This window comes from Hymenobacter sp. 15J16-1T3B (assembly GCF_020711235.1).
GTDB lineage: Bacteria > Bacteroidota > Bacteroidia > Cytophagales > Hymenobacteraceae > Solirubrum.
Genome location: NZ_JAJFAV010000018.1, coordinates 64,592 through 78,699, shown reverse-complemented (window position 1 = coordinate 78,699; position 14,108 = coordinate 64,592). Strand labels below are relative to the sequence as shown.

General features: G+C 57.4%; 14 protein-coding genes. 10 read left to right on the top strand and 4 right to left on the bottom strand.

Annotated features, from left to right (window positions below; genetic code table 11):
- Positions 1-123 precede the first annotated feature (123 nt).
- The 6 genes from LJ737_RS23390 (at position 124) to LJ737_RS23365 (ending at position 8,083) form a co-directional block, all read left to right on the top strand.
- A complete protein-coding gene (locus LJ737_RS23390; RefSeq protein WP_227769195.1) occupies positions 124-1,137 on the top strand; it encodes a tyrosine-type recombinase/integrase in 1,014 nt (337 codons plus the stop codon).
- A gap of 227 nt (positions 1,138-1,364) precedes the next feature.
- Positions 1,365-2,621, top strand: a complete 1,257-nt coding sequence (locus tag LJ737_RS23385; RefSeq protein ID WP_126696185.1) for an ImmA/IrrE family metallo-endopeptidase — start codon at positions 1,365-1,367, stop codon at positions 2,619-2,621.
- Between the two features lie 6 nt (positions 2,622-2,627).
- Entirely contained in the window at positions 2,628-3,161 is a 534-nt protein-coding gene (locus LJ737_RS23380; RefSeq protein ID WP_227769193.1) for a hypothetical protein, read from the top strand.
- 23 nt (positions 3,162-3,184) lie between these two features.
- A complete protein-coding gene (locus tag LJ737_RS23375) occupies positions 3,185-3,715 on the top strand; it encodes a hypothetical protein (protein WP_227769192.1) in 531 nt (176 codons plus the stop codon).
- Between the two features lie 110 nt (positions 3,716-3,825).
- Positions 3,826-5,409, top strand: a complete 1,584-nt coding sequence (locus tag LJ737_RS23370) for a site-specific DNA-methyltransferase (protein WP_227769191.1) — start codon at positions 3,826-3,828, stop codon at positions 5,407-5,409.
- A gap of 10 nt (positions 5,410-5,419) precedes the next feature.
- A complete protein-coding gene (locus LJ737_RS23365; protein WP_227769190.1) occupies positions 5,420-8,083 on the top strand; it encodes a DEAD/DEAH box helicase in 2,664 nt (887 codons plus the stop codon).
- Between the two features lie 37 nt (positions 8,084-8,120).
- Here LJ737_RS23365 and LJ737_RS27205 read toward each other — a convergent pair whose 3' ends face one another.
- The gene (locus LJ737_RS27205; protein ID WP_184094132.1) at positions 8,121-8,714 is read right to left on the bottom strand and encodes an ImmA/IrrE family metallo-endopeptidase; all 594 of its coding nucleotides are present in this window, start codon (positions 8,712-8,714) and stop codon (positions 8,121-8,123) included.
- 15 nt (positions 8,715-8,729) lie between these two features.
- The gene (locus LJ737_RS23355; RefSeq protein WP_126696191.1) at positions 8,730-9,098 is read right to left on the bottom strand and encodes a helix-turn-helix domain-containing protein; all 369 of its coding nucleotides are present in this window, start codon (positions 9,096-9,098) and stop codon (positions 8,730-8,732) included.
- 121 nt (positions 9,099-9,219) lie between these two features.
- Here LJ737_RS23355 and LJ737_RS23350 point away from each other — a divergent pair, with 121 nt between their 5' ends.
- From LJ737_RS23350 to LJ737_RS23335, 4 genes are read left to right on the top strand one after another with little or no spacing between them, the layout of a single operon-like run.
- A complete protein-coding gene (locus LJ737_RS23350) occupies positions 9,220-10,368 on the top strand; it encodes a CBASS cGAMP-activated phospholipase (protein ID WP_227769189.1) in 1,149 nt (382 codons plus the stop codon).
- Positions 10,369-10,385: 17 nt separating this feature from the next.
- Positions 10,386-11,843, top strand: coding sequence for a CBASS cGAMP synthase (locus tag LJ737_RS23345; protein ID WP_183405412.1), 1,458 nt, complete (start codon positions 10,386-10,388; stop codon positions 11,841-11,843).
- A gap of 17 nt (positions 11,844-11,860) precedes the next feature.
- On the top strand, positions 11,861-12,055 hold the full coding sequence (locus LJ737_RS23340; protein ID WP_183405411.1) for a hypothetical protein: 195 nt from the start codon (positions 11,861-11,863) through the stop codon (positions 12,053-12,055).
- 11 nt (positions 12,056-12,066) lie between these two features.
- Positions 12,067-12,345: a DUF3892 domain-containing protein gene (locus tag LJ737_RS23335; protein WP_183405410.1), complete on the top strand. Its 279-nt coding sequence runs from the start codon at positions 12,067-12,069 to the stop codon at positions 12,343-12,345.
- A 78-nt stretch (positions 12,346-12,423) separates the two neighbouring features.
- On the opposite strand, the gene LJ737_RS23330 is transcribed toward LJ737_RS23335, so the two are convergent.
- Both LJ737_RS23330 and LJ737_RS23325 read right to left on the bottom strand, forming a co-directional pair.
- Complete coding sequence (locus LJ737_RS23330; RefSeq protein WP_183405409.1) at positions 12,424-13,788, bottom strand: Fic/DOC family protein; 1,365 nt, start codon at positions 13,786-13,788, stop codon at positions 12,424-12,426.
- The gene (locus LJ737_RS23325) at positions 13,788-14,060 is read right to left on the bottom strand and encodes an antitoxin VbhA family protein (protein WP_183405408.1); all 273 of its coding nucleotides are present in this window, start codon (positions 14,058-14,060) and stop codon (positions 13,788-13,790) included. The genes LJ737_RS23330 and LJ737_RS23325 overlap by 1 nt, the downstream gene beginning before the upstream one ends.
- Positions 14,061-14,108 lie beyond the last annotated feature (48 nt).

The following is a 14,108-nucleotide window of genomic DNA, read 5'->3' as shown; positions in this document are numbered from 1 at the left end:
GTAGGTAAATGTAACGCGAAGTTTGGCGAAGCTAAACCGGACTCCGGTCATGTGTTGCTTGTTCTTTTCCAAACTTTAGGTATCATAACTGTTAATTATGATACCTAACTTATCTTTACCCGCATGAGCACCGAACTCGCCCGAATCCCTGACCAGCCACAGGCCCTCGGCTCGCAACTCGCCACCGCGGCCGACAACGTGGCCCGCTACCTCAAGCTCGGCCTGGAGGGCGCCGACAACACGGTGCTCGCGTACTCGGCCGACCTGAAAAGCTTCGGCGAGTACTGCGAGACAAACGGCTTGTGCCCGCTGCCAGCCGACGTGGCCACCGTGGCCCGGTACGCCGCGGACCTGGCCGACATCCCGCGCAAGCTCTCGACCATCAAGCGCCACTTGGCAGCCATTCACAAGCATCATCAGCTGCGCGGCTACCCGTCGCCGGTACACTCGGACGAACTGGCGCTGGTCCTCGAAGGCATCACGCGCGCCCTGGGCAAGCGTCAGAAGCAGGCGCCGGCCTTTACCGTCGACGAGCTCAAGGAGAGCATCCGCCGCTTGGATGTGACGACTACGGCCGGGCTGCGCGACCGAGCCCTGCTGCTGCTGGGCTTCGCCGGCGCCTTCCGCCGCTCCGAGCTCGTGGCCCTGAACGTGGAGCACTTGGAGTTTACCGAGCGGGCTCTAATCGTGCACCTGCCCAAAAGCAAAACCAACCAAGCCGGTGAAGCCGAAGACAAAGCGGTCTTCTACGCTTCTACGGCAAGCTTCTGCCCGGTGCGCTGCACGCGCGCCTGGGTACATCAGTTGGGCCGCAGCACTGGGCCATTATTCGTATCGCTCAAGCGTGGGAAGGTGAAGGGCGAGGCGCTACCCACCCAAAAGCGTTTGTCCGCTCTGCGCGTAAATGGGCTGGTACAGTTACACCTGAACCATGACGAGGAAGGCCACAAGATTCCTGAGAAGAACTACTCGGCCCACTCGTTGCGTGTCTCCTTTATCACGGTCTCGGTACTGCGCGGACAGTCAAACCGATTTATTAAGAACCAGACGAAGCAAAAGACCGATGCCATGATTGACCGCTACTCCCGACTGGATGACGTGGTGAGCTTTAATGCAGCGCAGAATTTAGGGCTATAATTCAAACCCTACCGTTCCATCCGCTTTCGGTTCTACCCATTGACAGATTCATTAGCAAACCTGTTTTGCGGAGCATGTATGCAGCCAAGGCTTAGATGGCAAAGCAGAGGCGGTCATTAATGATAAGATAAGCACCGCATTACGAAAACCCGATAAAAATAGCCCAAAATCAAGTTGCACAATTTTGTGCAGTGAACTACATTTGCCAAAAGAATTGGCATTTCCCCATGAGCGACAACTTTGCAAATAGCCCCGACCTCCCATCCGATTTAATGGATGAGGTGCTCAAGTTGCTGGCGTCGTCCGATGCCCCTTCATTGGCGAGCTTAATTGAGCGGCGACGCGAGGAACTTGGTTTGTCGACGAAAGCCGCCAGCGAAATTCTGAGCATGACGCGTACCTCGTATGAGCGGCTAGTAACGGGGGCTTTGCAAAAGCTGGACGTGCTGACAGCCCTCAAGCTCGCGCACTTCCTGGACGTGAGCATCGAGCAGGTCATGAAGCTGGTGGCGGCGTCGGTAATGCCGGCAGAAGACTACAAAACGGTGGAGCGCGTGAAAGAAGCGTCCTTCATCGTGCGGAATTTCGATGTTGCGCGCTTGCGCAAACTCGGCTTTATCGAGTCGATGGACTATGGGCACATCCGGGACCGGATACTGCACTACTTCGGGCTGAATTCCTTGTATGAGTACGGCACCGAAATGGCCGCCGTACTCTTTCAGAAGTCCAATACGCGCGTGGAGGACAAGATGAAGGCCTTCTGGATAATGTCGGCTTATCAGCAGTTCCAGCGCGTGGAAAATCCGAATCCGTTCGACCCGCGGCAAGTAGAGAAGCTGGTAACCCAGATTCGCCGCTACACCCGGCAGGAGCGGGCAGGTATGCTTACAGTGATGCGGGCGCTGTACGAGGCCGGTGTTACGGTGATTATGCAGAAGGCGCTGCCCAGCACGGCGGTGCAGGGCGGGACGTTTATCGTCAACAAGAAGCCATGTATCGTTATTACCGACCACTTCAAGAGCTATCCGCTGCTCTGGCACACGCTGCTGCACGAGTTGGGCCACGTCATTTTCCACCTCGATAAGCTGGCGGTTGTCAAATACCACCTCACCGAAGGTGTGGAAGACCTGTTTTTGATTGAAGACCAGGCCAACCAGTTTGCCGACGAACTGCTGCTGCCCCGCGAGAAGTACGAATACATCAAGAATTACATCAACGTAGAGTCGTTTGTGGAGCGCTACGCGGCGCAGAACAACGTGCACCCATCTATCATCTACCACCGCTACGCCCGTGAGCTGAGCGACCGACAGGACAAAACCGGGTGGCAGTATTACGGCCGCTTTATGCCCAAGTCCGATGTGTGCGCCGCGGGCCTGAGCCGGGCCCCCTGGCTGACGCCCGATACCTCACTCGCGGCCGAAAGCGAAGAGGTACGCACCATTCTGGCGCCTACTTCTCACCCCACCACGCAACCCATTGCCTAACTTTTTATGCAAGACCATTACGACCTTCCCAGCGAAGACGAGTTTGACGAGAACCGTCCGCACGATTCGGAAAAACAGGAAAGCGACGCCCAGGAGCTGGATTTTCTGGCCCGGCTAAAACAGTTGTCGGACGACGCGCAGCAGGAGGCTGAAGGGCGGCAAGGCGCTTTTGCTTTCACTCCCGAGGAAGAAGCCGAAGACCAGCTTTTCGGGGCTGAGTTTGCCGGCGACATGCATAACCAGCAGGAGTCTTACGACTTGTACTATGCCATTCGACGCCTGCTGATGCAGGGACTGCCGCGCGGCGAAGAAAACAAGAACCTGCGCCAAATGGTGTACGACGAGAAAAACCTGCTGCTGCGCGACGGCGTGGACCGCCCGGCGGGAGGCGGCACCATCGGGGCCGATAGCCGGCAAGGCAAACCTTCGCTGGCGCGGTCGGCTTACGAGAAAACCCAGGCCTGGGCCAACCGGGGCGGCAGCGCCTACGACATCTTCCTGGAATACTACGACCTCAATAAGCAAATGCGCTTCCGCTAGTCGGTACCGCTTCGTAGGCCATCATGTGGAGCCAAGAAGAATTTAAGACAGCGGTACCCCTGGTAGTAGCGGTAATAACGGGGCTGTTCGGTGCCGGGGTAGCCGTGCTTACGTGGAAGCTGACTGGGCGTCGCGAGCGGCTGAAGCTCCGGCAGGAACAACAGATGCAGCACTACAAGTCCATAGAGGACTTATATACCAGCTTGCTGGAAATGGTGCACGAGGGCATTCGGTACACTGAAGCCCGGCTGAACTACGACGAGTACTATCAGTCGATGTCGCCGCTGCTGTCGCGGGCCATGCTGAAGGCACCTGAAGAGGTGCTTGAGCAGCTGCAGCTAGCCTGCGACGCTTTGTCGGCCTGGTCGTCGGAATACCGGCAAGGCTTACCCCGCTTGGTTGGCAATACGGGCCTTGCGATGGTGTCGACGCAGGACTTTCCGCACCAAGAAAGGGCGCGAGAACTGCGGCCCTTGCTCAACGACGAGTTGCATAAGCTGAACGCCAAGATGAAAAAGGACCTCGACGGCCGCCGCAAACAGCTTCCAACCTAGCGCCCATCTTTACCCCGCAGCCCTAGCCGCTGCAATTTTTACCGCCAGTTGCAAAGCGCAACGCCTGGTCTCGGGCGGCTTTGCTTGCTTACTCGCCTTACGCCTGCCCCATGCCTACCCTCCACTGGATTGGTAAAGACAAAGTCATCAATCACCACCAGGACGTTCCGTTCCGACTTCTTGACCACCAGTACGGCGCCCTTGCCGATGGTACCCAGACGGCCGAGCCTACCGGCAGTGGCAACCGCATCATCCACGGCGACAACCTCGAAGCCCTGAAAGCGCTGCTACCCGAGTACGAGGGCCGGGTAAAGTGCATCTACATCGACCCGCCCTACAATACAGGCAATGAGGGCTGGGTATACAACGACAACGTCAACGACCCCAAAATCAAGAAGTGGCTAAGCCAAGTCGTTGGCAAGGAAGGCGAAGACCTCTCCCGTCACGATAAGTGGCTGTGCATGATGTATCCGCGTCTCAAGCTGCTGCACAAGCTACTAGCAGAAGATGGGGCTATATTCATTTCAATAGATGAGAACGAGCAAGCACATCTAAAGCTGCTCGGTGATGAGATTTTTGGGGGCGCCAACTTTGTCAATTCACTGATTTGGGAAAAGAAGTTTAGCCCCCAAAACGACGCTAGATATTTCTCTGAGAATCATGACTTTATTGTATGCTTTGCTAAGAACAAAGCTAAATGGCAGCGTAACCTTCTAACTCGTACCGAGGAGCAAGACGAGAGGTATAAGAATCTGGACGATGATTCCCGCGGTGTATGGACCTCAAGTGACTTGACGCGGCCCGAACACCGTGATAGGGATTATTATGGTATTACTGCCCCGTCTGGGAAGGTGCTCTATCCCGCCAAGGGACGAAGCTGGAGCAGGCCACTTGAAGAACTGGAAAGGCTGAAAGCTGACAACAGATTGTGGTTCGGACCTAAAGGTGATAATATGCCCCGTTTGAAAAGATTTCTAACAGAAACCAAGCAGGGCGTAGTACCTCAGACCATCTGGAAATACCAGGAGGTAGGCCACACTCAAGAAGCCAAGCAAGAGGCAAACAGAATACTTCATGATGTAACCAGTTTCCCAACTCCAAAGCCGACTAGGCTTTTGGAGCGTATTCTTCAGTTAGCTACTGACACGAATTCCATTATCCTCGACTCCTTTGCCGGTAGCGGTACCACGGCCCACGCCGTGCTCAAGCTCAACCAGCAGGACGGCGGCAACCGCCGATTTATCTTGACGGAAATGGAAGACTACGCCGAAACCATCACGGCCGAGCGGGTCAAGCGCGTGATGCAGGGCTACGCCGGCCAGCCCGGCACCGGCGGCAGCTTCGACTACTACACCCTGGGAGCGGCCGTTTTCACCGAAACCAGCGAGCTGAACGAGCAGGCCGGCCTACTGGGCTTGCGCCAGTATATCTACTACGCCGAAACCAAGCAGCCCTTGCCGGCCTCCTCGGCCGACGACAACGCTGCCTTCCTGGCCTTGCACGACGATACAGCCTACTATTTCCACTACGCGCCCGACGAAGTCACCACCCTAAGCCACGACTTCCTGGCCACCATGCGTACCCGGGCCGGCCAGTACATCATCTACGCCGATAACTGCCTGCTCACGCCCGAATTCATGACCCAGCACGGCATTATTTTCAAGAAAATCCCCCGCGACATTTCGCGCTTCTAGCCCCCTGCCGATGGAGCTCAAACCCTACCAACAGGAGGTCATCACCGACCTCGCCCGCTTCCTCGACTGCGTGCAGGCTACCAAGCGCCTCCCCGACGCCTTCCACGATTTCTGGGCCACGCATCCGCGCACGCCGGTGAAGCCGTTTCCGGGCACGGCCATTGAGCCCTACAAAAACACGGTGCCAGGGGTGCCGCACGTCACCATCAAGGTGCCCACGGCCGGCGGCAAAACCTTCCTGGCTGCCAACGCCCTGCGCACCATCTTCGGGGCATTTCCGCCCGACCGCCCCAAGGCCGTGGTGTGGCTGGTGCCTTCCGTCACCATTCTGGAGCAGACGCTGCGCAACCTGAAAGACCCGGGCCACCCCTACCGGCAGAAAATCAACACCCACTTCGCCGGCCGAGTGGAGGTGTACGACAAAGCCGCTCTGCTGCAGGGCAGCGGCTTCTCGGCCAGCTCCGTGCAGGAGCAGCTGAGCCTGGTGGTGCTCAGCTTCGACTCGCTGCGCGCCCGCAACAAGGAAGACCGCAAGGTGTACCAGGAAAACGGCAACCTGCAGTCCTTCGGCTCGCTGCTGGGCGATGAGGAAGACATTACGCTGATGCGGGTGATTCAGGCCCTGAACCCGGTGGTAGTGGTCGATGAAAGCCACAACGCGGAAAGCGAGCTGAGCGTGGACATGCTCAAGAACCTCAACCCCGCCTTCATCCTCGACCTGACGGCCACCCCGCGCAAAAACAGCAACATCATCAGCTTCGTGGACGCGCTAGCGCTCAAAAAAGAGCACATGGTGAAGCTGCCCGTCATCGTCTACAACCACAACGACCGCACGGAAGTCATCAACTCGGCCCTGCAGCTGCAGCGCAATCTGGAGCTGCAGGCCAAACAGGAGCAAAAGGCTGGCGGGCGCTACATCCGGCCCATCGTGCTGTTTCAGGCCCAGCCCAAAACGGCCGACGACAACACCACCTTCGAGCAGCTGAAAAAGAAGCTCCTCGACCTGAAAATCCCCGAAAGCCACATCCGCATCAAGACGGCCAGCCTCAACGAGCTGAAGAACGAGGACCTGGCTTCGCCCAAGTGCGAGGTGCGCTACATCATCACGGTCAATGCCCTGAAAGAGGGTTGGGACGCGCCGTTTGCCTACATCCTGGCCTCCCTGGCCGATAAGTCGTCGGCCGTGGACGTGGAACAGATTCTGGGCCGGGTGCTGCGCCAGCCCTACGTGGCCCCGCACGCCGCACCCATGCTCAACATGAGCTACGTGCTGACGGCCTCCAGCAAGTTTCTGGAAACGCTCGACAAGATTGTAGTGGGCCTGAACAAAGCCGGCTTCAGCGCCCGCGACTACAAGGTGGCTGACCCGGCCGCGCTGGCTCCCAAACCCGACCCGCTGGCCACCTTCGTGCAGGCCCCGCTGAACTTCGACGCGCCGCCAGCTCCTACCGCGGCCGACGACCTGGCCGACATCGACGTGCGTCGCATCACGCCACTGGCACCGACTACCGACGAAGCCGCCGCGCCCGTAGCAGTAGCCGACCCGCTGGCCAGCCTGCCGGCCGCTACCGGCTCGGTGCAGGCCATTGCCGAAGCCGCCCTGACCCAGCAAGCTGAGTTTGAGAAAACCGTGGCCGCCAGCACCGCCGGCGGGGCCGCGCCTTTACCCACTGCGCTCCAATCCCTCGTGAAAACCTATCCCATCAAGGACATCTTCCGCGAGCAGGCCGCCGCTTTGGTATTGCCGCAATTCTTCTGGAAAAAACCCGCTGCCACGCTTTTCGACAGCGGCGAAGGCAGCCAGGCTGTGCTGCTGGAAAAGGAGTACCTGCTCGAAGGCTTTCCGCTGGGCAAGGCCGATACCAACATCAAGTTCGACGGTGTGTCGGCCGAACTCTACCGCGTGGACCTCGACGAAACTAAGAAGGAAGCCACGCCCACCTTCATGCGCATCGACGGCGACGCGAAGGAGCGCATCATGGCTTACATCCTGGACCCCAGCCGCAAAGACAGCCGGGTAAAGAACTTCACGCGCCGCATCCTCGACCTTATCGGCAACCTCTACCCCATTGCCGATAAGGAGATTGAGCGCTACGTGAAGCGTATTCTGGAAGACTTCACCGACGAGCAGTTCACCGACTTCGCCAACCACGAGTACACGTACACCCAGAAAATCAAGGACAGAATCCGGCAGCTGTCGGAAGACTACGCCTACAAGAAGTTCCGCGACTTCCTCGACCAGGATAAGGCCTTTATCCAGCCGGCCTACACCTTCCCGCTGCAGATTTCGCCGGGCGACACCAGCAAGGACATTACCAAGTCGCTCTACGAGCAGGAGGGCAAAATCAACGGCTTCGAGGAGCGGGTTATTAATGAAATAGCCAACCTGCCCAACATCGCCTTCTGGACCCGCAACCTCGAACGTGGCAAGGGATTCCGCATCAACGGCTTTCTGAACCACTACCCCGACTTCATCATTCAGACCAAAAGCGGCAAAACGCTGGTGGTGGAAACCAAGGGGGACCACCTGGACGCGGAGCAGAAAATCAAGCTGGGTGCCACTTGGGCGCAAAAAGCTGGTAATGCCTACCGCTACTTCATGGTGTACGAGCGCCGAGTAGTAGACGGGGCTTATAAGCTAGATGACTTCCTGAACACCGTACGGGAAATTTAGACGACGTGTGTCCTCGGGTGCTGCTTGACTATGTAGGTTAAGACCGCATATAAGCCAATTGGCGTTTAACGCCGGTTCGGTTGATGCGCAGTTGTACCATCTGGGCACTGGCTTGATAGTGTTCCATGATGGCAGCGTTATCCCACCCTTTACTCAACGCGTACAGCAACGCGGCTCGGGGCAATAGTAGAGTCCACCCGAGGCAGTCTGCTTCCAACTCCTGTTCCTCCGGGTAAAGCCGCATGTAATCGGGCAACCCATTACCTGTATCGATGGCAGATAATTGATGTCCACAAAGAATGTGCGCAACCTCATGCATTACATTACTTTGCTGCCGTGCCGGCGAATGCACCCCGTTGTGAATAATAAGGTGGGTTGATTGCTGAGACGGGTGGTACGGCATAGTAAGCGCCGACCAGTGCTTTCCGCTCGGATGGCAGAGTGTAGTTAAGCTCTCCGATGAAAGCCCAACCAACTGCTGGGCCACGACGACTTTGATGCGCAGGTGCTCACACAGACGGAAAGCACACAAGGGCTCATACGGCTTCAAGCCAAGTTCTTGGCGCAAGGATTCCGCTTTTCGCTCCGCTTTTGCGGGGAAACCGTGGGGGAGTTTGGACTTCGCTGCCACCGGGACGCTACTTTATTAGTGCCCAAGGGCCTCCTGGCTCACTTGCCGATAGGCAAGCTGAATCATTTCTATCAGCGCCTGCGCCGTTGCCTTGGGCAAAACGCGGTCGGCCCGCAGGTGAGCCACAATTTTATCGCTTCCAGCGGCGGCTGATTCGGCGGCCGTAGCGGTTTCGTCGGTAGTGGTGAATGTATCGGTAGGGACGTTTAACCATTTGCAGAGCTGCAAGAAGGTATTCACGTCTGGAACGGAGCCTTGCTCAATTCGCGAGAGAGTGGAGGCGCTGACTTCGCCTATCTCCTGGGCTACTGCTCGTAGCCCGCGACCCGCTCGCTTGGATTTCACCATCGCGGCAAGTTTGTCAGTGTCAAGTTGTACGCTCATGATGGGCTAGTGACATTGTTGCGCAAAGAAAACATTTGTTTCACCAATGGAACAATTGTTGGGGGTGTTTCGTTCGTGAAACAGTCGTGTCGCAAAGTAGACAGGCGTACCTTTTATACGCATGCCAAAACGCAACGGCGGCCTTTCTCCTGCACAAAACAAACCTAAATCCCTTGAAATGAATTCTACCCCTCCTTCGCCGGACCGGCCTTTTCGCATTTTATCCCTCGATGGTGGGGGAATCCGTGGCCTTTATACCGCTCGATTCTTAGCTGACTTGGAAGCGCAACTGCAACGAGACGGCCAAGAACATACTTCTCTCTACCAACACTTCGACTTAATCTGCGGTACGTCTACCGGCGGCATCATTGCGTTGGCGCTGGCATTAGGCATGCCGGCTCGGGAACTCGTTCACCTGTACTCGCACCACGCCAAGGACATTTTCGGTGCTGGCCGAAATCTCGTTTCCTGGCTGGGTACAGCTCGGTACTCCAATAAGAAACTGGAGGCGCTGCTGAAGGAGAAGTTTGCCCCCTACTCTCCAGACGGCAATACCCGACTGGGACACGCACGCACCCGGGTTTGCATTCCGGTGTTCAACGCTGTGTCGGGCAAGGTGAGCGTGTACAAAACCTGCCACCACAAAGACTTCATTCGGGACTACCAGATGCCGGCATATCAAGTTGGCATGTCTACGGCCGCGGCCCCTACCTATTTTGACCCCTATAGCCCGCGTTATCTCGCCGATGTAACGGAAGAAGAGGTTATCATTAGCCACAACGTGGACGGCGGCATTTTCGCCAACAACCCCGCCCTTATCGGCCTGACCGAGGCCCACGGTTGCTTGGCTGTGCCGTGGACCAATATTCGGCTGCTCTCCATCGGCACCGGCCGGCAGGCCTTCACGGAGCGCCCCGAGCAGCGGCGGTGGGGCCTGGTTTACTGGGCCAATAAAATGCGCATCCTGGACATGATACTTCATGCCCAGGCCGACCACACCGATAGCGTCTGCCAGGTGCTCAGCCGGGGCGCCGGCCGAGAGGCCCCGCAGGCTTTTTTGTACGAGCGGGTTCAGTTCGACTTTCTCAATAAACAGGAATACGTCGATTTAGACACCACCTCCCCGGCAAAGCTCACGGCGTTGCAGGAGCGGGCCAGCAACCAGTTCCGCGAACGGGGCCGGCGCATCATTGATAATTTCTGTACCGAGCCAACGGCTGCGTTTGCTCCCTGCCGCTCACTGAGCCAGCCCGCGCTGGTAGCTGCTTAACTACTGATTCCGTTTTTATGGCCAACTGCAACAAGCTGTTTCTGGACTTCAACCAGAACCTGAACGTGCTCAGCACGAAGAAAACCAAGCTCAGCACTTCCAAAAAGGAGCTTCGCCGAAAAATTACCGACCACTTCAAAGAGCACCACCCGGACTACAAGCCAAAGTTCTTTACACAGGGCTCGCAGAAGCTGGGGACGGTCATTCGCATCCACGACGACACCTGTGACCTTGACGACGGCGTGTACTTCTTGTGCAAGCCCGACGTGACAGCTACGACTTTGCAACGCTGGGTATACGAAGCCGTGCAAGACCACACCAGCGAGCCAGCCCAGTGGCGGAAAAAGTGTATCCGGGTGACTTACAAGGCCGATTATCACATCGACCTGCCTGTTTACTACATGCTGGAAGACGAGGACCATCCTCATCTGGCGGTGAAGAACGAAGGCTGGGAGGACAGCGACCCGAAGGAGTTTATCACGTGGTTCCGCAAGCAGCGCGATACCAAGGGACAACTGGTGCGGTTGGTGAAGTACCTGAAATCCTGGTGCGACTGGTGCGCCCACAAAATGCCCAGTGGGTTGTGCATGACGGTGCTGGCGGAACGCAACTTCGTGGCCAATGACCGCGACGACTGCGCCCTACGTGCCCTTCTCAAAGCCATTCGAACCGACCTAAAGCGGGAATGGAGGTGCACCATGCCCACCACGCCCCAGGATGATTTGCTGAGCAAATACTCTGACGAGCTGAAGCGGAATTTCTTCGATGCGCTGGACGAGTTTATTGATGATGCTGACGAGGCGGTAGACGACGAAAAGAACCAGTTGAGCGCCAGTAAACTCTGGCGGCACCACTTGGGCCCACGCTTCCCTGACGGGCTCGATGAGGATGTGGATGCCAAAGAAGCCAAGCTGCGCGCCTCGGCCGTGCTCATCAACAGCGGGCGCGCAGCCACCACAGCTGCCGTTGGTATCACTACCCGCGGCCACGGAGTGCCTAACCAATCACACCGCTTCGATGGAGGGCGCCATTTTCATCCACTGGCGCGACAGGGCAAAGACTGGTTTGCCGTGTTTCATCGGGAAAAGCAGTTGGTCGAGCGGCACTATCCAGCTTTTCGGTGCCAGCTGAAGCGCAATGCATTGACCTGTCGCGGTGAGGTGTCCTCGCCCGGTGGCGAAGGCACTTACCATATCAAAATTGACTACACTCCTGGCCGGCCCCCGAAAGTGTTCGTGCTCAATCCAGACATTGAATACCGGCACCACGCCCTCACGCACTTCTACCCGGCCGACAATAGCCTGTGCCTTTACTATCCCGGCGACCTAGCCTGGTCAGACAAACACCATCTGTATGACAAGACCATTCCATGGCTTGCCGAATGGTTGGTCTTCTACGAGCTGTATCAGATTACGGGCCGATGGGAAGGCCCCGCCGTGGACCATCGCCTTCACAATCAAAACACCTCTTTTTAACTTCTTCACTTCCTTTTATGACTCGCAATTTTCCAACCCCAAGCAATGAGCTTGCTGCCGTGACCAATACCATTGGGCAAGCGGTGCAAGCTTCAACCTCCGCTTTTCGCTTTTTAGGCTCGCTCAAAGGGGACACCCGTGCCGTTTTGGTGCTGCTGCTCTCGGTATGCGGCCTGCTCTGGACCATCAACTATTTTTCTACCAAGCGCTAATCCTTGCCATTATGTCTAACCGCATTACCCACATTCGCAAGCCGAACGCGAACAGCTCTCACGAGCACATCACCCACATCAAAGGCCTTAACACCTCTGGGCAAGTATTTGAATCAACCGTGGCCGTCGTGATAGCCAATCTCAAATCCGGTAACTACAAATACCACGTGCAAGCTGCCGGACGCACGATTAACGTAATCCATCAGAAAAGCGCGGCCGGCAACGAATACATCAAAACGGAACCGGATTCCACAACAAAAGACAACTTGTTGAGCCTGCCGCAATTTTAATTGAATTGCTGGTGCTAATCCTCAAAGCCCTGGCCGTAAACGGCCAGGGCTTTACTCATTTTAAGCTGATTTGTAACTCTAGCGGTCTATGCCACCGGTCCCGCGACCTTGAACACTAGCTTCACGGCGTTCCTTTTCAAAGGGCATTTTTTCCATAATTCCGACTGCACTTTTTAGTTCGCTCAGTTGACTACTACCCCTCAGTGCCGGAATCCGGTCAGCCGCGTCGATGGACTTACCAACATTTTCCCGGTTCAACCCACCGATAAAGGGTGTGCGCTCAACGTGCCGGGCTACTTCCTGAAGTCTAGCCGCGTCCAACCCTTTCCCGTGCTCGCGCAGGCCTAGTGCTACTTGCTCAGCAGCCTGCTTGAAAACAGCCTGAGCCTCTTCGTGCGTTTTGGGCTGCCCGAGCACCTTCTCAACATTAGATTCTTTCATCACGGCTAATGCTTGAACCTGCTCAGCCGCCAACCGAAACCGTTTGGCATCCGTTTGGTCCTGCCGCGTATCTGGACCCTGCAACGCGGGATGCTTGATAATCTTCTCCGCCGCCTGCTGAAACTGCTTTAAGTGGCTCTGAATTGCTGCGGGGTTTAAGTTCGTTGCCTCTACCCCCTTCCCTACCGCCACGCCCTTCTCGTAATTGCCGGCGCCGGGCATGTTGGCCACGATGTCCATCACCCGGTAGCCGGTTACCTCCAGTTCGCGCCGGGCATCCATGGCTTTCATCTCCGGGGATAACGCGGCTAGGGGACGCGCCTGGCTGGAGTCGCGGCGCTGCTCGGCTTCGAGGCCGGGCGCCGGGCTGATGACCTGTTCAAACATGGCTTTTAGCGCCTGCAGGTTCTTCGCTGCCTCTTCCGGTGCGTGCGGGCGCACGATGGCCAGGTCGCGGGCCCGGTTGAGCGTAGCCGGGTCGATGCGGGCAAAGTCGACCTGGTAGCCGGCTTCCTGGCCCAGCTGCACGAACGTGGCCTGCAGCGTGCGCCCGTTACCGTCCCGAAAGGCGTGGGTGTGGTTGTACTGGTCGAGGTAGTAGGCCGCGCGCTCGGCAAACTTTTCCTCCGACAGCCCCTTCAGGTAGTTTTCCTGGCCCAACTGCGCGCCAATGGCGTTCAGCCGCTGCTCAATCTCTTTGTAGGGGGCGTAGGTCATCGTTTCCTTGAAGCCGGTGACGTACGTGGGCTTGTGGCCCTGAAACTCCCGGTCGGCCCGGGTTTCGCCGGCCCACTGGTAGACGCCCTCAAACAGCTTCTGGTGCACCTGTTTGAGGTGGGCGTGGTCGTAGCGCCCGCCGGGGATGCCGCCCTGCAGGTTGAGCCGCTGCAGGCGCAGCAGCGAGGAGTCGGTTTCGGCCTGGGCCAGTTGCTGGGGGTCGGTAATGCCCAGCCGGTTTATCCGTACCCCGTTTTCGTCGCTGAATCGGTCGCCGGCTACCATCAGCGGGCGGCTTGGTCCTCGGGGCTGGCCGGGGCGACGCCCGGCTGGTAACGGGCCAACAGCAGCTCATCGTTGAGTTCAATGGCCTCGTCAATGCTCAGCTCTCCGTCCACGTAGCGCTGCATGATGGCCACGCTCTCCGGGCTCGGCGCCGGGCCGTTGCTCATCAGGATGGCAATGGAGTTGTTGGCGCCGCGCTCCCGCTCCTGGCGAGCCGCGAGTTGCTCGGCATCAAGGCCGGCCGGGGCCGGGGTAAAAAAGCTCTTCATCATCGGAATGGAAGTCTAGGTGTTGGGTACTTACTTAACAGCAAAAAGTGG